This window comes from Pseudomonas sp. JE3303 (genome assembly GCF_056312565.1).
Window position 1 is genome coordinate 458,358 of sequence record NZ_JBWGIF010000001.1, and the last position, 14,506, is coordinate 472,863.

Genomic DNA, 14,506 nt, shown 5'->3' on the forward strand with positions numbered 1-14,506 from the left:
GGCGCGCGATGATACCGGAGTTGCTCAATTTGTGAACAACCTTTTGCCGGTTTCACCCGCCAGCCAATAAATCCGCGAACGCGGGCTGTCGCTCTGTGTCGAAGCGTCTAGGCTGAAACTTTTCCATCCGCTTATGTACACCCGAGGACTGCGCATGTCTCAGGAATCCACCGCCCGTGAAGTCGAAGTGGCCGAATTTCGTGCCGCCGTACTGGCCAAGCTGACCTACGCCGTGGGCAAGGACCCCGAGCACGCCTTCGAGCATGACTGGTTCGAAGCCGTTGCCCTGGCCGCCCGCGACCATATGGTCGACCACTGGATGGACCACACCCGCCAGGTTTACCGAAAGAGCCAGAAGCGGGTCTATTACCTCTCCCTGGAATTCCTGATCGGCCGGCTGCTCTACGACAGCCTGAGCAACCTGGGCCTGCTCGATATCGCCCGTGAGGCGATGGTAGGCCTCGACGTCGACCTTGACCGCATCCGCCTGCTCGAGCCCGACGCGGCCCTGGGCAACGGCGGTTTGGGGCGCCTCGCGGCCTGCTTCATGGAAAGCATGTCGACCCTGGGCATCGCTGCCCACGGCTACGGTATCCGTTACGAGCACGGCCTGTTTCGCCAGGCGGTGGTCGATGGCTGGCAGCAGGAGCAGACCGAGAACTGGCTCGACTTCGGCAACCCCTGGGAGTTCGAGCGCGCCGAGGTGATCTATCCGATCAGCTTTGGTGGCAGCGTCGAGACCGTGGACGATGGCAACGGCCAGCAGCGCCAGGTCTGGTGGCCCGGCGAGACGGTACGGGCGGTGGCCTACGATACCCCAGTGGTCGGCTGGCGAGGCTCCAGCGTCAACACCCTGCGGCTGTGGCGTGCACGGGCGCTGGAAGAGCTCCATCTCGAGCGCTTCAACGCCGGTGATCACCTGGGCGCCGTGGCGGAGGTCGCCCGCGCCGAGAGCATCTCGCGAGTCCTGTACCCGGCTGACAGCACCGAGGCTGGCCAGGAGCTGCGCCTGCGCCAGGAGTACTTCTTTGTCTCGGCTTCCCTGCAAGACCTGCTGCGCCGCCACCTGAACATGCACGACTCGCTGCTCAACCTGCCTGACCAGGCGGCCATCCAGCTCAACGACACACACCCCTCGATCGCCGTCGCCGAGCTTATGCGCCTGCTGGTCGACCAGCACGAAATCCCGTGGGAGACCGCTTGGGAGCTGACCGTCAACACGCTGGCCTACACCAACCACACCTTGCTGCCCGAAGCGCTGGAGACATGGCCGGTCGGCCTGATGGAGCGCATGCTGCCGCGGCACATGCAGATCATCTATCTGATCAATGCTTTCCATATCGATGCCATGCGGGCCAAGGGCATACACGATTTCGATGTATTGCGCGCGGTATCGCTGATCGAGGAAGACAACGGCCGTCGCGTGCGCATGGGCAACCTGGCGTTCCTGGGCTCGCACAGTATCAATGGCGTCTCGGCGCTGCACACCCGGTTGATGCGCAATACCGTGTTCAGCGAGCTGCACAAGCTCTATCCGCAGCGGATCAACAACAAGACCAACGGTGTCACGTTGCGCCGCTGGTTGTACCAGGCCAACCCGGCTTTGACCTCCATGCTGGTCGAGGCCCTCGGCGCTGAGGTGCTCGACGACCCGCAGGGCTTGTTGCCGCGTCTGGCACCCTTTGCCGAGAGCCGCGATTTCCGCAAGCAGTTCGCCGCCCAGCGGCTGCAGAGCAAGCGCGCCCTGGCCATCATCATCCAGGAGCGCCTGGGCATCACCGTCAATCCCGAGGCGATGTTCGATGTCCAGGTGAAGCGTATCCACGAATACAAGCGCCAACTGCTCAACCTGCTGCATACCGTGGCCCTGTACCAGGCCATCCGCGCCGAACCCGGCACCAACTGGGTACCGCGGGTGAAGATCTTCGCCGGCAAAGCCGCCGCCAGTTACCACCAGGCCAAGCTGATCATCAAGCTGTCCAACGACATCGCCCGGGTGGTCAACAACGACCCGACCGTGCGCGGGCTGCTCAAGGTGGTGTTCCTGCCCAACTACAACGTCAGCCTGGCCGAAAGCATCATTCCGGCGGCGGATCTCTCGGAACAGATCTCGACGGCCGGCTACGAGGCTTCCGGCACCAGCAACATGAAGTTCGGCCTCAATGGAGCGCTGACCATCGGCACGCTCGATGGCGCCAACGTCGAGATGAGCGAGCAGGTCGGCGTGGACAACATGTTCATCTTCGGCCTGACCGCCCAGCAGGTTGAAGCACGCCGGCGCGGTGGCGATTTTGGCGCCAGCGCGGCGGTCAGCGCTTCGCACCGGCTCAATGACGTGCTGCAGGCAATCCGTGGCGGGGTATTTTCGCCAGACGATCCGGCGCGCTATACCGGGCTGGTGGACTCGCTGGTGGCGCATGACCGCTTCCTGGTCTGCGCGGACTTCGACGCGTACTGGGATGCCCAGCAACGGGTGGAGGACCTGTGGCATGACACCGAGGCATGGTGGCGCATGGCGGTGCTCAATACCGCGAACATGGGCTGGTTCTCGTCGGACCGGACGATTCGTGAATATGCCACTGACATCTGGAAAGCTTTGGACTAGTCCTTGAAATAGCGGCAGACCGCCGGGCCTGAACCAACGACCTATCTGGCCGTCTGATCGGCCAGGCGCGTCTCTTTGCTCGCTAGCCTTGAACTCTCACTGTAAACTGCGGGGGTTTTCTCCCCCATGCCTTCGGAGCCATACATGTCCCGCGTTACCCTGAGTCGCTATTTGATTGAGCAGACCCGTAGCAACAACACCCCTGCCGATCTGCGCTTCCTGATCGAAGTGGTGGCGCGTGCGTGCAAGGAAATCAGCCACAACGTCTCCAAAGGTGCCCTGGGCGGTGTCCTGGGCAGCATGGGCACTGAAAACGTGCAGGGCGAAGTGCAGAAGAAGCTCGACGTGATTTCCAACGAAATCCTGCTCGAAGCCAACGAGTGGGGCGGCCACCTGGCCGGCATGGCTTCCGAGGAAATGGACAACGCCTACCAGATCCCGGGCAAGTACCCCAAGGGTGCCTACCTGCTGGTCTTCGACCCCCTGGACGGCTCGTCAAACATCGACGTCAACGTCTCGGTCGGCACCATCTTCTCCGTGCTGCGCTGCCCTAACGAATACCTGAGCCAGAACGAAAGCCTGGACGAGAAGGCCTTCCACCAGCCAGGTACCCAGCAGGTCGCCGCCGGCTACGCCATCTATGGCCCGCAGACCATGCTGATCCTGACCCTGGGCAACGGCGTCAAGGGCTTCACCCTGGACCGCGAGCTGGGCAGCTTCGTGCTGACCCACGAGAACATCCAGGTGCCTGAAACCACCGCCGAGTTCGCCATCAACATGTCCAACCAGCGTCACTGGGAAGCCCCGGTGCAGCGCTACGTGGGCGAGCTGCTGGCGGGTGAGACCGGCCCGCTGAAAAAGAACTACAACATGCGCTGGATCGCCTCGATGGTTGCCGACGTGCACCGCATCCTGACCCGCGGCGGCCTGTTCATGTACCCGCGCGATGCCCGCGATCCGTCCAAGCCGGGCAAGCTGCGCCTGATGTATGAAGCCAACCCGATGTCGTTCATCATCGAACAGGCCGGCGGTGCCTCCACCGACGGCAACCAGCGCATCCTCGATATCCAGCCAGACAGCCTGCACCAGCGGGTGTCGGTGATCCTGGGCTCGAAGGAAGAGGTCGAGCGCGTCACTGCGTATCACAAGGAGTAAGCCATGCTCGCACCTTGGCAGCCGTTGCTTGAATGGTGGTTCGGTTGGGGCCGCAGTGCCCAGGCCGTGACCGACGAGAAAAGCACCTTGTGGTTCGGCAAGCAGCACGACGCCGAAGCTCAGGCGCTCTTCGGCGACCTGGTCGAGCAGGCGCTGGCGGGTGGTCTGGACGAGTGGCAGCATAGCCCGCAGGGCTGGCTGGGCTTGATCCTGCTGCTTGACCAGCTGCCACGCATGATCCATCGCGACACCTCGCGCGCCTTCGAAGGCGACCGGCGTGCCCAGGTGGTGGCGATGCAAGGGCTGCAGAAAGACTGGGACTTCCAGCTACTGCCGATCCAGCGGGTGTTCATCCTGCTGGTGCTGGAACATGCCGAGGTACTCGACTGGCAGAATCTGTGCGTCGAGCGTTACCAGACCTTGCTGGACGAACAGCCGGAGTTCAACCGCCGTCTGTTCGAAGGCTTCCTCGATTACGCCGAGCAGCACCAGCGGGTAATCGAGCGCTTTGGACGTTTCCCGCACCGCAACCTGGTGCTGGACCGCCCGAGCACCGATGAAGAAATGGACTTTCTGCTGGAGCCAGGTTCGCGCTTCTAGAACGTCGAACTGAAAACGGGGCAATCCGGGGGCGCTCAACCGCTACCTCCGGATTGCCCCGTTTTCGTTTCGTCTGGCGAAAAAAAGCTTGCCCCTCTGGGGAACCTGGGAGCCTTTTCCCCCTCCAAGGGCTCTGCAGGTCTCCACGCCTGCGTTTACAACCCCAGGAGTGACTCTCATGTCGTTGCGATCCCTCGCCCTGTTGTCCTTGTGCGTATTTCTGGCTGCCTGCAGCAAGATCAACCAGGAGAACTATTCCAAGCTCAAATCCGGCATGACCAAGGCCCAGGTCGAGCAGTTGCTCGGCGCGCCTACCGAATGTTCGGGCGCCCTCGGCATGAGCAGCTGTACCTGGGGCGACGAGAAGAGCTTCATCAGTATCCAGTACGCGGCTGACCAGGTACTGATGTACTCGGGGCAGGGCCTCAAATGACGCGGCTGCACCTGTTGCTCGGAATGTGCGCGGCGCTGCTGGTGGGCGGCTGTGCCAGCTCCGGCGGCGATTCGCTGGCGCCGAAGACGGCGGGCGAGATCAACCTCAAGCGCTATCAGGGCAAGTGGTTCGAGCAGGCTCATCTGCCCATGTACTTCCAGAACGATTGCGCCCAGTCCGAGGCGCACTACAACGTCAAGCCAGATGGCAGCCTGGGCGTACTCAACCGCTGCCGCACCCTCGACGGCGAGTGGCTTCGCGCGCAAGGCAACGCTCGCCCGCAGGAACCGGGTCATACCGACAAGCTGTGGGTCGAGTTCGACAACTGGTTTACCCACCTGATGCCGGGCGTGGCCAAGGGCGAGTACTGGGTCTTGTACGTGGATGACCGTTACCAGACCGCACTGGTCGGCAACCCGAACCGCAAGTACCTGTGGATTCTGACGCGTAGCCCGACGGTCACGGCCGTGGTGCGTGAAGGCCTGCTGGCCAAGGCACGCCAGCAAGGCTATGACACCTCTCGGCTGGTGTGGCGGGTGTCGGACCGGGATATCGCGCGATAGGGACGAATCATCCAGGGCGCCTCAAGGTATCTACCCGATCAGCTCCCGCAAGACCCCTGCAAATGCCTGCGCGCTGTCTTCCTCATCCGCATGCCGTCCTTGGCGTACCACCCATTGCCCGTTGACCATCACATCCCGAACCTGGCGGTCGCTGCCCGCGAACAGCCAGCGGTTGAGAATGGCGTCTTCAGTGGCCGTCGCGAGATAAGGGTCCTGGCCATCGAGCACCAGCCAGTCGGCGCGCTTGCCCACCGCCAGCGCGCCCACCGGCTGGCCCAGCGCCTGGGCGCCACCGCTCAGGGCGGCGTCGAACAAGGTGCGCCCGATCATCGGCTGGTCACTGCGGTGAAGCCGGTTTCGCCGCTGGTCGCGCAGCCGCTGACCGTACTCCAGCCAGCGCAGCTCCTCGACCACGCTCAGTGAGACATGGCTGTCTGAGCCAATCCCCAGGCGTCCGCCCTGGGCCAGATACTCCACCGCCGGGAAGATCCCGTCGCCCAGGTTGGCCTCGGTGGTCAGGCACAACCCCGCGACCGCACCGCTGCGCGCCATGGCGCTGACCTCGTCGGCCTGCGCATGGGTGGCATGGACCAGGCACCAGCGGGAGTCCACCTCGATATGCTCATGCAGCCACTGCAATGGGCGAAGGCCGCTCCAGGCCAGGCAGTCGTCGACTTCCCTCTGCTGTTCTGCGATATGGATGTGCACCGGGCAGGCGGCGTCGCTGGCCTGCAGTACTTCGCGAACCTGCGTCGGGGTGACCGCGCGCAACGAGTGGAAGCACAGTCCCAGCCGTTGCGCCGGTTGCCCGGCGAACAGGGGTGCGAGGCTGTCCTGGAGGCGCAGGTACTGCTCGCTGCTGTTGATGAAGCGGCGCTGATCCTGATTGGGCGGCTGGCCGCCGAAGCCGGCATGGCTGTACAGCACCGGCAACAGAGTCAGGCCGATGCCGCTGGCACTGGCGGCGGCGCTGATGCGCTGCGACAGCTCGGTCCGGTCGGCATAGGCATGGCCATCGCTCTGGTGATGGACATAGTGGAACTCGGCCACCGAGGTGTAGCCTGCCTTGAGCATCTCGATATACACCTGGCGGGCAATGACCTGCAGTTGCTCTGGGCTGATCTTGCCGACCATGCGGTACATCAGCTCACGCCAGGTCCAGAAGCTGTCCAGGGGGTTGCCGGCAACCTCCGCAAGTCCCGCCATGGCGCGCTGGAAGGCGTGGGAATGCAGGTTCGGCATGCCTGGCAGCAAGGGCCCGCCCACGCGCTCGGCGCTCTCGGGAGATCCATCCGCTTTAACTGCGGCCAGGGTACCGTCGGCGGCGATCTCGAGTCGGACGTTGGCAGCCCAGCCCGTGGGCAGGAGGGCACGTTCGGCAAAAAAAGCACGCATCACGGTCAATCCTGGTTCTGGGAGTGGTTGTATATACATATACAGAGGTTCAGCTGGCCGGTAAACTCCGCCAAGCTACCGTTCATTCAGCCGATCAAGGATCACACGCCGTGCCGACACCTCCTGTCCCTGCGCTGGTTGCCCCCTCGGGCGAGGGGCCGGCGCCGCTCTATGCCCGGGTCAAGCAGATGATCACCCAGCAGATCGAAAGCGGTAGCTGGCCGCCCCACCAGCGGGTGCCGTCAGAGAGCGAACTGGTCAGCCAGCTGGGTTTCAGCCGCATGACCATCAACCGCGCCCTGCGCGAGCTCACCGCCGAGGGTCTGCTGGTACGCATGCAGGGCGTCGGCACCTTCGTTGCCGAGCCCAAGACACGCTCGGCGCTGTTCGAGGTCAACAACATCGCGGACGAAATCGCCGCGCGCGGCCATCAGTACAGCTGCCAGGTGATCATCCTCGCCGAAGAAGCCGCTGGCTCAGAGCGCGCCCTGGCGCTGGACATGCGCGAAGGCCAACGGGTTTTCCACTCCCTGATCGTGCACTTCGAGAACGGCATGCCAGTGCAGATCGAGGACCGCTACGTCAACGCCCAGGCTGCCCCTGACTACCTCAAGCAGGACTTCACCCGGCAGACGCCCTATGCCTACCTGACCCAGGTCGCACCGCTGACCGAAGGCGAGCACGTGGTCGAGGCGATCCTGGCCGATGCGAACGAATGCCGCCTGTTGCAGATCGAGCGCGGCGAGCCCTGCCTGCTGATCCGCCGCCGCACCTGGTCCGGGCGCCAGCCGGTGACTGCCGCGCGGCTGATTCATCCCGGATCCCGGCATCGTCTCGAGGGGCGGTTCAGCAAGTAAATCGCTTGGCTGTACTTGTACATACAAGTTCGGCTGTGCTTGTATTACCTCACCGACTCGATCGCTGAGGTCTCTTCCGTGACTGACAACAACAAATACCGTGACGTCGAAATCCGCGCCCCACGAGGCACCCAGCTGACCGCCAAGAGCTGGCTGACCGAAGCGCCACTGCGCATGCTGATGAACAATCTCGACCCGCAGGTCGCCGAAAACCCCAGTGAGCTGGTGGTCTACGGCGGGATCGGCCGCGCCGCCCGCAACTGGGCCTGCTACGACCAGATCGTCGAGTCGCTGACCCATCTCGACGACGACGAAACCCTCCTGGTGCAGTCGGGCAAGCCGGTAGGCGTGTTCAAGACCCACGCCAATGCACCGCGGGTGCTGATCGCCAACTCCAACCTGGTGCCGCACTGGGCCACCTGGGAGCATTTCAACGAGCTGGATGCCAGGGGCCTTGCCATGTACGGCCAGATGACCGCCGGCAGCTGGATCTATATCGGCAGCCAGGGCATCGTCCAGGGCACCTATGAAACCTTCGTCGAGGCCGGCCGCCAGCACTACTCGGGCAGCCTCAAGGGCAAGTGGGTATTGACCGCGGGCCTGGGCGGCATGGGCGGCGCCCAGCCGCTGGCCGCGACCTTGGCCGGGGCCTGCTCGCTGAACATCGAATGCCAGCAGAGCCGTATCGATTTTCGCCTGGGCACCCGCTACGTCGACGAACAGGCCACCAATCTGGACGACGCCCTGGACCGCATCGCCCGCTACACCGCCCAAGGCAAGGCCATCTCCATCGCCTTGCACGGCAATGCCGCCGAAATCCTGCCCGACCTCGTCAAGCGCGGCGTGCGCCCGGACCTGGTTACCGACCAGACCAGTGCCCACGACCCGCTCAATGGTTACCTGCCCGCCGGCTGGACCTGGGCACAGTACCGCGATCGAGCGCAGACCGACCCGACAGCCGTGGTCAAGGCGGCCAAGCAGTCCATGGCCGTACACGTGCAGGCCATGCTCGACTTCCAGAAACAAGGCATCCCGACCTTCGACTACGGCAACAATATCCGCCAGATGGCCAAGGACGAGGGCGTGAGCAACGCCTTCGACTTCCCTGGCTTCGTCCCGGCCTACATCCGCCCACTGTTCTGCCGTGGCATCGGCCCGTTCCGCTGGGTGGCGCTGTCGGGCGACCCCGAGGACATCTACAAGACAGATGCCAAGGTCAGACAACTGATCCCGGACGATACGCACTTGCACCGTTGGCTGGACATGGCCCGCGAACGCATCAGCTTCCAGGGACTGCCCGCGCGGATCTGCTGGGTCGGGCTGGGGCAGCGCGCCAGGCTGGGCCTGGCATTCAACGAAATGGTACGCAGCGGCGAGCTGTCGGCACCCATTGTCATTGGCCGCGATCACCTGGATTCAGGTTCTGTTGCCAGCCCCAACCGCGAAACCGAAGCGATGCGCGATGGCTCCGACGCCGTCTCGGACTGGCCACTGCTCAATGCGCTGCTCAACACCGCCAGTGGCGCCACCTGGGTCTCGCTGCACCATGGTGGTGGCGTGGGCATGGGCTTTTCCCAGCACGCCGGGATGGTGATTGTCTGCGACGGTACCGATGCGGCCGCCGAGCGCATCGCCCGGGTCCTCCACAACGACCCGGCTACGGGGGTCATGCGGCATGCCGATGCCGGTTATCAGGCCGCCATCGATTGCGCCAGCGAGCAAGGCCTGAACCTGCCGATGATCGATACTGAACAATAAGAAGGGGCCTGGAGCCCATGAGACGGAGCATCGACGTGACTGAACTGACTCTCAAGCCTGGCACATTGACCCTGGCCCAGCTGCGCGCCTTCTACCATCAACCGCAGCGGCTCAAGCTGGATGCCAGCGCCGACGCGGGCATCGATGCCAGCGTTGCCTGCGTCGAGCGTATCCTCGCCGAAGACCGTACTGCCTATGGCATCAATACCGGTTTCGGGCTGCTGGCATCGACCCGCATCGCCAGCCGCGACCTGGAAAACCTGCAGCGTTCTCTGGTGCTGTCCCATGCCGCCGGTATCGGCGCGCCGCTGGACGACGCGATGGTGCGGCTGATCATGGTGCTGAAGATCAACAGCCTCAGCCGCGGCTTTTCCGGCATCCGGCGCAAGGTCATCGACGCGCTGATCGCCCTGGTCAATGCCGAGGTTTACCCACACATTCCGCTCAAGGGCTCGGTGGGGGCCTCCGGCGACCTGGCGCCGCTGGCGCACATGTCGCTGGTATTGCTCGGCGAAAGCAAGGCACGCCACCGAGGCCAGTGGCTGCCGGCAAGCGAGGCGCTCGCTGTCGCTGGCCTCGAGCCGCTGACCCTGGCCGCCAAGGAAGGCCTTGCCTTGCTCAATGGCACACAGGCCTCCACAGCCTACGCCTTGCGGGGACTATTCGAAGCCGAGGACCTGTTCGCGGCTGCCATCGCCTGCGGCGGCCTGACCGTCGAGGCGGTGCTGGGCTCGCGTGCGCCATTCGACGCGCGTATCCATGACGCCCGCGGCCAGCGTGGGCAGATCGATGCCGCCGCCTGCTATCGCGACCTGCTGGGCGAAGGCAGCGAGGTATCGGCCTCGCATGAGCATTGCGGCAAGGTCCAGGACCCTTACTCCCTGCGTTGCCAGCCGCAGGTCATGGGCGCCTGCCTGACTCAGTTGCGCCAAGCCGCCGAGGTGCTGGCGGTCGAAGCCAACGCGGTGTCGGACAATCCGCTGGTATTCGCCGAAGAGGGCGACGTGGTGTCTGGTGGCAACTTCCATGCGGAGCCCGTGGCCATGGCATCGGACAACATGGCCTTGGCCATTGCCGAGATCGGCGCGCTCAGCGAGCGGCGCATTTCGCTGATGATGGACAAGCACATGTCGCAGCTGCCGCCCTTTCTGGTCGAGAACGGCGGCGTCAACTCAGGCTTCATGATCGCCCAGGTCACCGCCGCCGCGCTGGCCAGCGAGAACAAGGCGTTGTCCCACCCGCACAGCGTCGACAGCCTGCCGACGTCCGCCAACCAGGAAGACCATGTGTCCATGGCGCCTGCTGCCGGCAAGCGGCTGTGGGAGATGGCCGAGAACACCCGCGGCGTGCTCGCCATCGAATGGCTTGGTGCCTGCCAGGGGCTGGACCTGCGCGAAGGGCTCAAGTCCTCGGTCAAGCTGGAGCAAGCGCGGCAGATCCTGCGGCGCGAAGTCTCGCACTACGACAAGGACCGGTTCTTCGCGCCGGATATCGAGGCGGCGGTGCGGTTGCTGGATGAGCGGCGACTGAGCGAGTTGTTGCCAGCGGGTGTGTTGCCCAGCCTGTGAATCCGCCTCGGCCCTATAGCGGGAGATACACATGAAAACCCTCTGGTATCACTGCCACGCCGCGACCATGGCCGGTGGCAGCTACTCGATCATCGAGGACGCTTCCATTGTCACCCATGCCGGGCTGATCGAATGGATCGGCCCGCGGCACAGCCTGCCGCATATCGGCTTCGACGAACAGGTAGACCTCGGCGGCGCCTGGGTCACGCCTGGCCTGATCGACTGCCACACCCACGCGGTCTTCGGCGGCAACCGCAGCGGCGAGTTCGAGCAGCGCCTGCAGGGCGCCAGCTATGCCGAGATCGCTGCCCAGGGCGGTGGTATCGCCAGCACGGTGCGGGCGACGCGCGCGGCCAGCGAAGACGAACTGTTCGCCAGCGCCCGGCAGCGGGTGCTGGCGCTGATGCGCGATGGCGTCACCACGCTGGAGATCAAGTCCGGCTACGGCCTGGACCTTGCCAGCGAGCGCAAGATGCTGCGGGTCATCCGCCGACTTGGTGAAGCCCTCCCGCTGACCGTGCGCAGCACCTGCCTGGCCGCGCACGCGCTGCCGCCGGAATTCGCCGCCAGGTCCGACGACTACATCGAATACATCTGCACGCACCTGCTCCCGGCCTTGGCCGCAGAAGGGCTGGTGGATGCGGTGGATGCCTTCTGCGAACACCTGGCGTTTTCCCCCGCGCAGGTCGAACGGGTATTCGTCGCCGCCCGCGGTCTGGGCCTGCCGGTCAAGCTGCATGCCGAGCAGCTTTCATCGCTGCATGGTTCGAGCCTGGCGGCGCGCTACCAGGCGCTGTCCGCCGATCATCTGGAATTCATGACCGAGGAAGACGCCATCGCCATGGCCAAGGCCGGGACGGTTGCCGTGCTGCTGCCTGGCGCTTTCTATTTCCTGCGCGAAACCCGGTTGCCACCCATGGATGCCCTGCGCAGCCATGGGGTGAAGATCGCCCTGGCCAGTGACCTCAACCCAGGCACCTCGCCAGGGCTCTCGCTGCGCCTGATGCTCAACATGGGCTGCACGTTGTTCCGCTTGACCCCCGAGGAAGCCCTGGCCGGGGTCACGCTGCATGCCGCCTCGGCGCTGGGGCTTGGCGCCAGCCATGGCTCGCTGCAACCGGGCAAGGTCGCGGACTTCGTGGCCTGGCAAATCGAGCGGCCGGCCGATCTTGCCTATTGGCTTGGCGGCGAGCTGCCTAAACGGGTAATCCGCAGCGGCGATGAACTGAGCGAGGCGTCATGGACAAGGTTCTGAGTTTTCAGCAGGGTCACCTGCCGCTGCTGGTCAGCATGCCCCATGCCGGTCTTCGGCTGACCCCCGCGGTTGAGCGAGGGCTGGTGGCGGCTGCGCGCAGCCTGCCGGATACCGACTGGCACATCCCGCTTTTGTATGACTTTGCCCGCGGGATGGGCGCCAGCGTGGTGGCGGGGGAGTATTCACGCTTCGTCATCGACCTGAATCGCCCGGAGGATGACCAGCCGCTGTATGCCGGCGCGACCACGGGCCTCTACCCGGCGACGTTGTTCGACGGGCAGCGGCTGTTCGAGGAGGGACTGGAGCCTGGAGCTGAAGAGCGGGCCATGTACCTGGAGCAGATCTGGCGGCCTTACCACGATGCCGTCCGTGACGAACTGGCGCGCCTGCGCGGTATTTTCGGCTATGCGCTGCTCTGGGATGCCCACTCGATTCGTTCGCGTGTGCCACGTCTGTTCGACGGCAAGCTGCCCGACTTCAACTTCGGCACGTTCAACGGAGCGAGTTGCGATCCGGCGTTGGCCGAGCGGCTGTCAGGCGTGTGTACCGAATCAGGTGGCTGCAGTCATGTGTTCAATGGCCGCTTCAAGGGTGGGTATATCACTCGGCATTACGGTGATCCGCTGAACCACGTGCATGCGGTGCAGCTGGAGCTGGCGCAGAGTGCGTACATGGAGGAGGCGCCGCCGTTTGCCTACCGGGAGAACCTGGCGCGGGGTACACAGGTGGTCCTGGAGCGGTTGTTGACCAGGATGGTGGAATGGGGGAAGGCGCGATACAGGTGAATGCAGCTCCGACCGCGATGCCGCCCACACAGATACATGCTCAAAGCGCAATTCAGGTTTATGATGCCATCGGCAGATTAAATCCCCACACGGAGTGCGCAATGCAGACCTTGTACCCGCAGATCAAACCCTACGCCCGGCACGATCTGGCCGTGGAAGCGCCGCATGTGCTGTATGTCGACGAGAGCGGCTCGCCCGAGGGTCTGCCGGTGGTGTTCATCCACGGTGGTCCGGGTGCCGGTTGCGATGCCCAGAGCCGCTGCTACTTCGACCCCAACCTCTATCGCATCATCACCTTCGACCAGCGTGGCTGCGGGCGCTCGACGCCACACGCCAGCGTCGAGAACAACACCACCTGGCACCTGGTCGAAGACCTCGAGCGTATCCGCAAGCACCTGGGGATAGAAAAGTGGCTGCTGTTCGGCGGTTCCTGGGGCTCGACCCTGTCGTTGGCCTACGCCCAGGCCCATCCTGACCGGGTCCATGGGCTGATCCTGCGCGGCATCTTCCTGTGCCGCCCGCAGGAGATCGAGTGGTTCTACCAGTTGGGCGCCAGCCGGCTGTTCCCTGACTACTGGCAGGACTACATCGCGCCGATCCCGCCAGAAGAGCGTGGCGACATGCTCAAGGCCTTCCACAAGCGGCTGACCGGCAACGACCAGATCGCCCAGATGCACGCCGCCAAAGCCTGGTCTACCTGGGAAGGCCGCACCGCGACACTGCGTCCCAACCCGCTGGTGGTCGACCGCTTCTCCGAGCCGCAGCGGGCGTTGTCGATCGCACGCATCGAATGCCACTACTTCGTCAACAATGCTTTCCTGCAACCCAACCAGCTGATCCGCGACATGCCAAAGATCGCCCACCTGCCGGCGATCATCGTGCACGGGCGGTACGACGTGATCTGCCCGCTCGACAATGCCTGGGAACTGCACCAGGCCTGGCCGAACAGTGAGCTGAAGGTGATCCGCGACGCGGGCCACGCGGCCTCCGAGCCGGGTATCACCGATGCCTTGGTGCGTGCTGCAGACCAGATGGCGCGCCGCCTGCTCGACCTGCCTCTGGAAGAAGCATGAAGGGGCTGCTGCAGCGCGCGCGCGGCGCGCGCGTGGAAGTAGACGGCGAGATCGTCGGCGCCATCGACCAGGGCCTGCTGGTGCTGGTGGCGGTTGAACCCGGCGATACCCGTGAGCATGCCGACAAGTTGTTGCACAAGCTGCTCAACTACCGGGTGTTCAGCGATGCCGAGGGGAAGATGAACCTGTCGCTCAAGGATATCGGCGGTGGCCTGCTGCTGGTGTCCCAGTTCACCCTGGCGGCGGACACGCGCAGCGGCATGCGCCCAGGCTTCTCCACGGCCGCGCCTCCCGCGTTGGGCGCCGAGCTCTTCGACTACTTGCTCGACAAGGCCCAGAACCACCATGCCCCGGTTGCCAGTGGCCGCTTTGGTGCCGATATGCAGGTTCACCTGATCAATGATGGTCCTGTGACATTTATGTTACAAATCTGAGGTTCGAAACCTCTCGGGGATAATG

13 protein-coding genes are annotated in these 14,506 nt (G+C 64.3%); 12 read left to right on the top strand and 1 reads right to left on the bottom strand.

The window, feature by feature from the left end; all coding sequences use genetic code 11:
* Nucleotides 1–154 precede the first annotated feature (154 nt).
* The 5 genes from AC0ZZU_RS02210 to AC0ZZU_RS02230 all read left to right on the top strand — a co-directional run bounded on the left by AC0ZZU_RS02210 (nucleotide 155) and on the right by AC0ZZU_RS02230 (nucleotide 5,356).
* On the top strand, nucleotides 155–2,605 hold the full coding sequence (locus AC0ZZU_RS02210; RefSeq protein WP_476338689.1) for a glycogen/starch/alpha-glucan phosphorylase: 2,451 nt from the start codon (nucleotides 155–157) through the stop codon (nucleotides 2,603–2,605).
* Between the two features lie 144 nt (nucleotides 2,606–2,749).
* On the top strand, nucleotides 2,750–3,760 hold the full coding sequence (locus AC0ZZU_RS02215) for a class 1 fructose-bisphosphatase (RefSeq protein WP_476338691.1): 1,011 nt from the start codon (nucleotides 2,750–2,752) through the stop codon (nucleotides 3,758–3,760).
* A 3-nt stretch (nucleotides 3,761–3,763) separates the two neighbouring features.
* The gene (locus AC0ZZU_RS02220) at nucleotides 3,764–4,360 is read left to right on the top strand and encodes a DUF924 family protein (protein ID WP_476338693.1); all 597 of its coding nucleotides are present in this window, start codon (nucleotides 3,764–3,766) and stop codon (nucleotides 4,358–4,360) included.
* Nucleotides 4,361–4,538: 178 nt separating this feature from the next.
* Nucleotides 4,539–4,793 carry an outer membrane protein assembly factor BamE domain-containing protein gene (bamE, locus tag AC0ZZU_RS02225; protein WP_476338694.1) on the top strand — a complete coding sequence of 85 codons (255 nt, stop codon included), beginning with the start codon at nucleotides 4,539–4,541 and terminating at the stop codon, nucleotides 4,791–4,793.
* The gene (locus AC0ZZU_RS02230) at nucleotides 4,790–5,356 is read left to right on the top strand and encodes a lipocalin family protein (RefSeq protein ID WP_476338696.1); all 567 of its coding nucleotides are present in this window, start codon (nucleotides 4,790–4,792) and stop codon (nucleotides 5,354–5,356) included. The genes bamE and AC0ZZU_RS02230 overlap by 4 nt, the downstream gene beginning before the upstream one ends.
* A 30-nt stretch (nucleotides 5,357–5,386) precedes the next feature.
* Here AC0ZZU_RS02230 and AC0ZZU_RS02235 read toward each other — a convergent pair whose 3' ends face one another.
* Nucleotides 5,387–6,751 carry a formimidoylglutamate deiminase gene (locus tag AC0ZZU_RS02235; RefSeq protein ID WP_476338698.1) on the bottom strand — a complete coding sequence of 455 codons (1,365 nt, stop codon included), beginning with the start codon at nucleotides 6,749–6,751 and terminating at the stop codon, nucleotides 5,387–5,389.
* 188 nt (nucleotides 6,752–6,939) lie between these two features.
* Between AC0ZZU_RS02235 and hutC the strand changes: the two genes are divergently transcribed.
* From hutC to dtd, 7 genes are all read left to right on the top strand, one after another.
* Nucleotides 6,940–7,608, top strand: coding sequence for a histidine utilization repressor (hutC, locus tag AC0ZZU_RS02240; protein ID WP_476339109.1), 669 nt, complete (start codon nucleotides 6,940–6,942; stop codon nucleotides 7,606–7,608).
* Between the two features lie 78 nt (nucleotides 7,609–7,686).
* Nucleotides 7,687–9,366, top strand: coding sequence for a urocanate hydratase (gene hutU, locus AC0ZZU_RS02245; RefSeq protein ID WP_476338700.1), 1,680 nt, complete (start codon nucleotides 7,687–7,689; stop codon nucleotides 9,364–9,366).
* A 17-nt stretch (nucleotides 9,367–9,383) separates the two neighbouring features.
* Nucleotides 9,384–10,934, top strand: coding sequence for a histidine ammonia-lyase (gene hutH, locus AC0ZZU_RS02250; RefSeq protein ID WP_476338702.1), 1,551 nt, complete (start codon nucleotides 9,384–9,386; stop codon nucleotides 10,932–10,934).
* Between the two features lie 31 nt (nucleotides 10,935–10,965).
* Entirely contained in the window at nucleotides 10,966–12,189 is a 1,224-nt protein-coding gene (gene hutI / locus AC0ZZU_RS02255; RefSeq protein WP_476338704.1) for an imidazolonepropionase, read from the top strand.
* Nucleotides 12,174–12,974: an N-formylglutamate deformylase gene (gene hutG / locus AC0ZZU_RS02260; protein WP_476338706.1), complete on the top strand. Its 801-nt coding sequence runs from the start codon at nucleotides 12,174–12,176 to the stop codon at nucleotides 12,972–12,974. Before hutI ends, hutG begins: the two co-directional genes overlap by 16 nt.
* Nucleotides 12,975–13,075: 101 nt before the next feature.
* Nucleotides 13,076–14,047, top strand: a complete 972-nt coding sequence (gene pip, locus AC0ZZU_RS02265) for a prolyl aminopeptidase (protein WP_476338708.1) — start codon at nucleotides 13,076–13,078, stop codon at nucleotides 14,045–14,047.
* Nucleotides 14,044–14,481 carry a D-aminoacyl-tRNA deacylase gene (gene dtd, locus AC0ZZU_RS02270; protein WP_476338710.1) on the top strand — a complete coding sequence of 146 codons (438 nt, stop codon included), beginning with the start codon at nucleotides 14,044–14,046 and terminating at the stop codon, nucleotides 14,479–14,481. The genes pip and dtd overlap by 4 nt, the downstream gene beginning before the upstream one ends.
* Nucleotides 14,482–14,506: the final 25 nt, after the last annotated feature.

What these genes read in the sequence shown, in the direction of transcription:
- AC0ZZU_RS02210 (WP_476338689.1), top strand. Translation starts at nt 155, where the DNA reads ATGTCTCAGGAATCCACCGCCCGTGAAGTCGAAGTGGCCGAATTTCGT.
- AC0ZZU_RS02215 (WP_476338691.1), top strand. Translation starts at nt 2,750, where the DNA reads ATGTCCCGCGTTACCCTGAGTCGCTATTTGATTGAGCAGACCCGTAGC.
- AC0ZZU_RS02220 (WP_476338693.1), top strand. Translation starts at nt 3,764, where the DNA reads ATGCTCGCACCTTGGCAGCCGTTGCTTGAATGGTGGTTCGGTTGGGGC.
- bamE (WP_476338694.1), top strand. Translation starts at nt 4,539, where the DNA reads ATGTCGTTGCGATCCCTCGCCCTGTTGTCCTTGTGCGTATTTCTGGCT.
- AC0ZZU_RS02230 (WP_476338696.1), top strand. Translation starts at nt 4,790, where the DNA reads ATGACGCGGCTGCACCTGTTGCTCGGAATGTGCGCGGCGCTGCTGGTG.
- AC0ZZU_RS02235 (WP_476338698.1), bottom strand. Translation starts at nt 6,751, where the DNA reads ATGCGTGCTTTTTTTGCCGAACGTGCCCTCCTGCCCACGGGCTGGGCT.
- hutC (WP_476339109.1), top strand. Translation starts at nt 6,940, where the DNA reads ATGATCACCCAGCAGATCGAAAGCGGTAGCTGGCCGCCCCACCAGCGG.
- hutH (WP_476338702.1), top strand. Translation starts at nt 9,384, where the DNA reads ATGAGACGGAGCATCGACGTGACTGAACTGACTCTCAAGCCTGGCACA.
- hutI (WP_476338704.1), top strand. Translation starts at nt 10,966, where the DNA reads ATGAAAACCCTCTGGTATCACTGCCACGCCGCGACCATGGCCGGTGGC.
- hutG (WP_476338706.1), top strand. Translation starts at nt 12,174, where the DNA reads ATGGACAAGGTTCTGAGTTTTCAGCAGGGTCACCTGCCGCTGCTGGTC.
- pip (WP_476338708.1), top strand. Translation starts at nt 13,076, where the DNA reads ATGCAGACCTTGTACCCGCAGATCAAACCCTACGCCCGGCACGATCTG.
- dtd (WP_476338710.1), top strand. Translation starts at nt 14,044, where the DNA reads ATGAAGGGGCTGCTGCAGCGCGCGCGCGGCGCGCGCGTGGAAGTAGAC.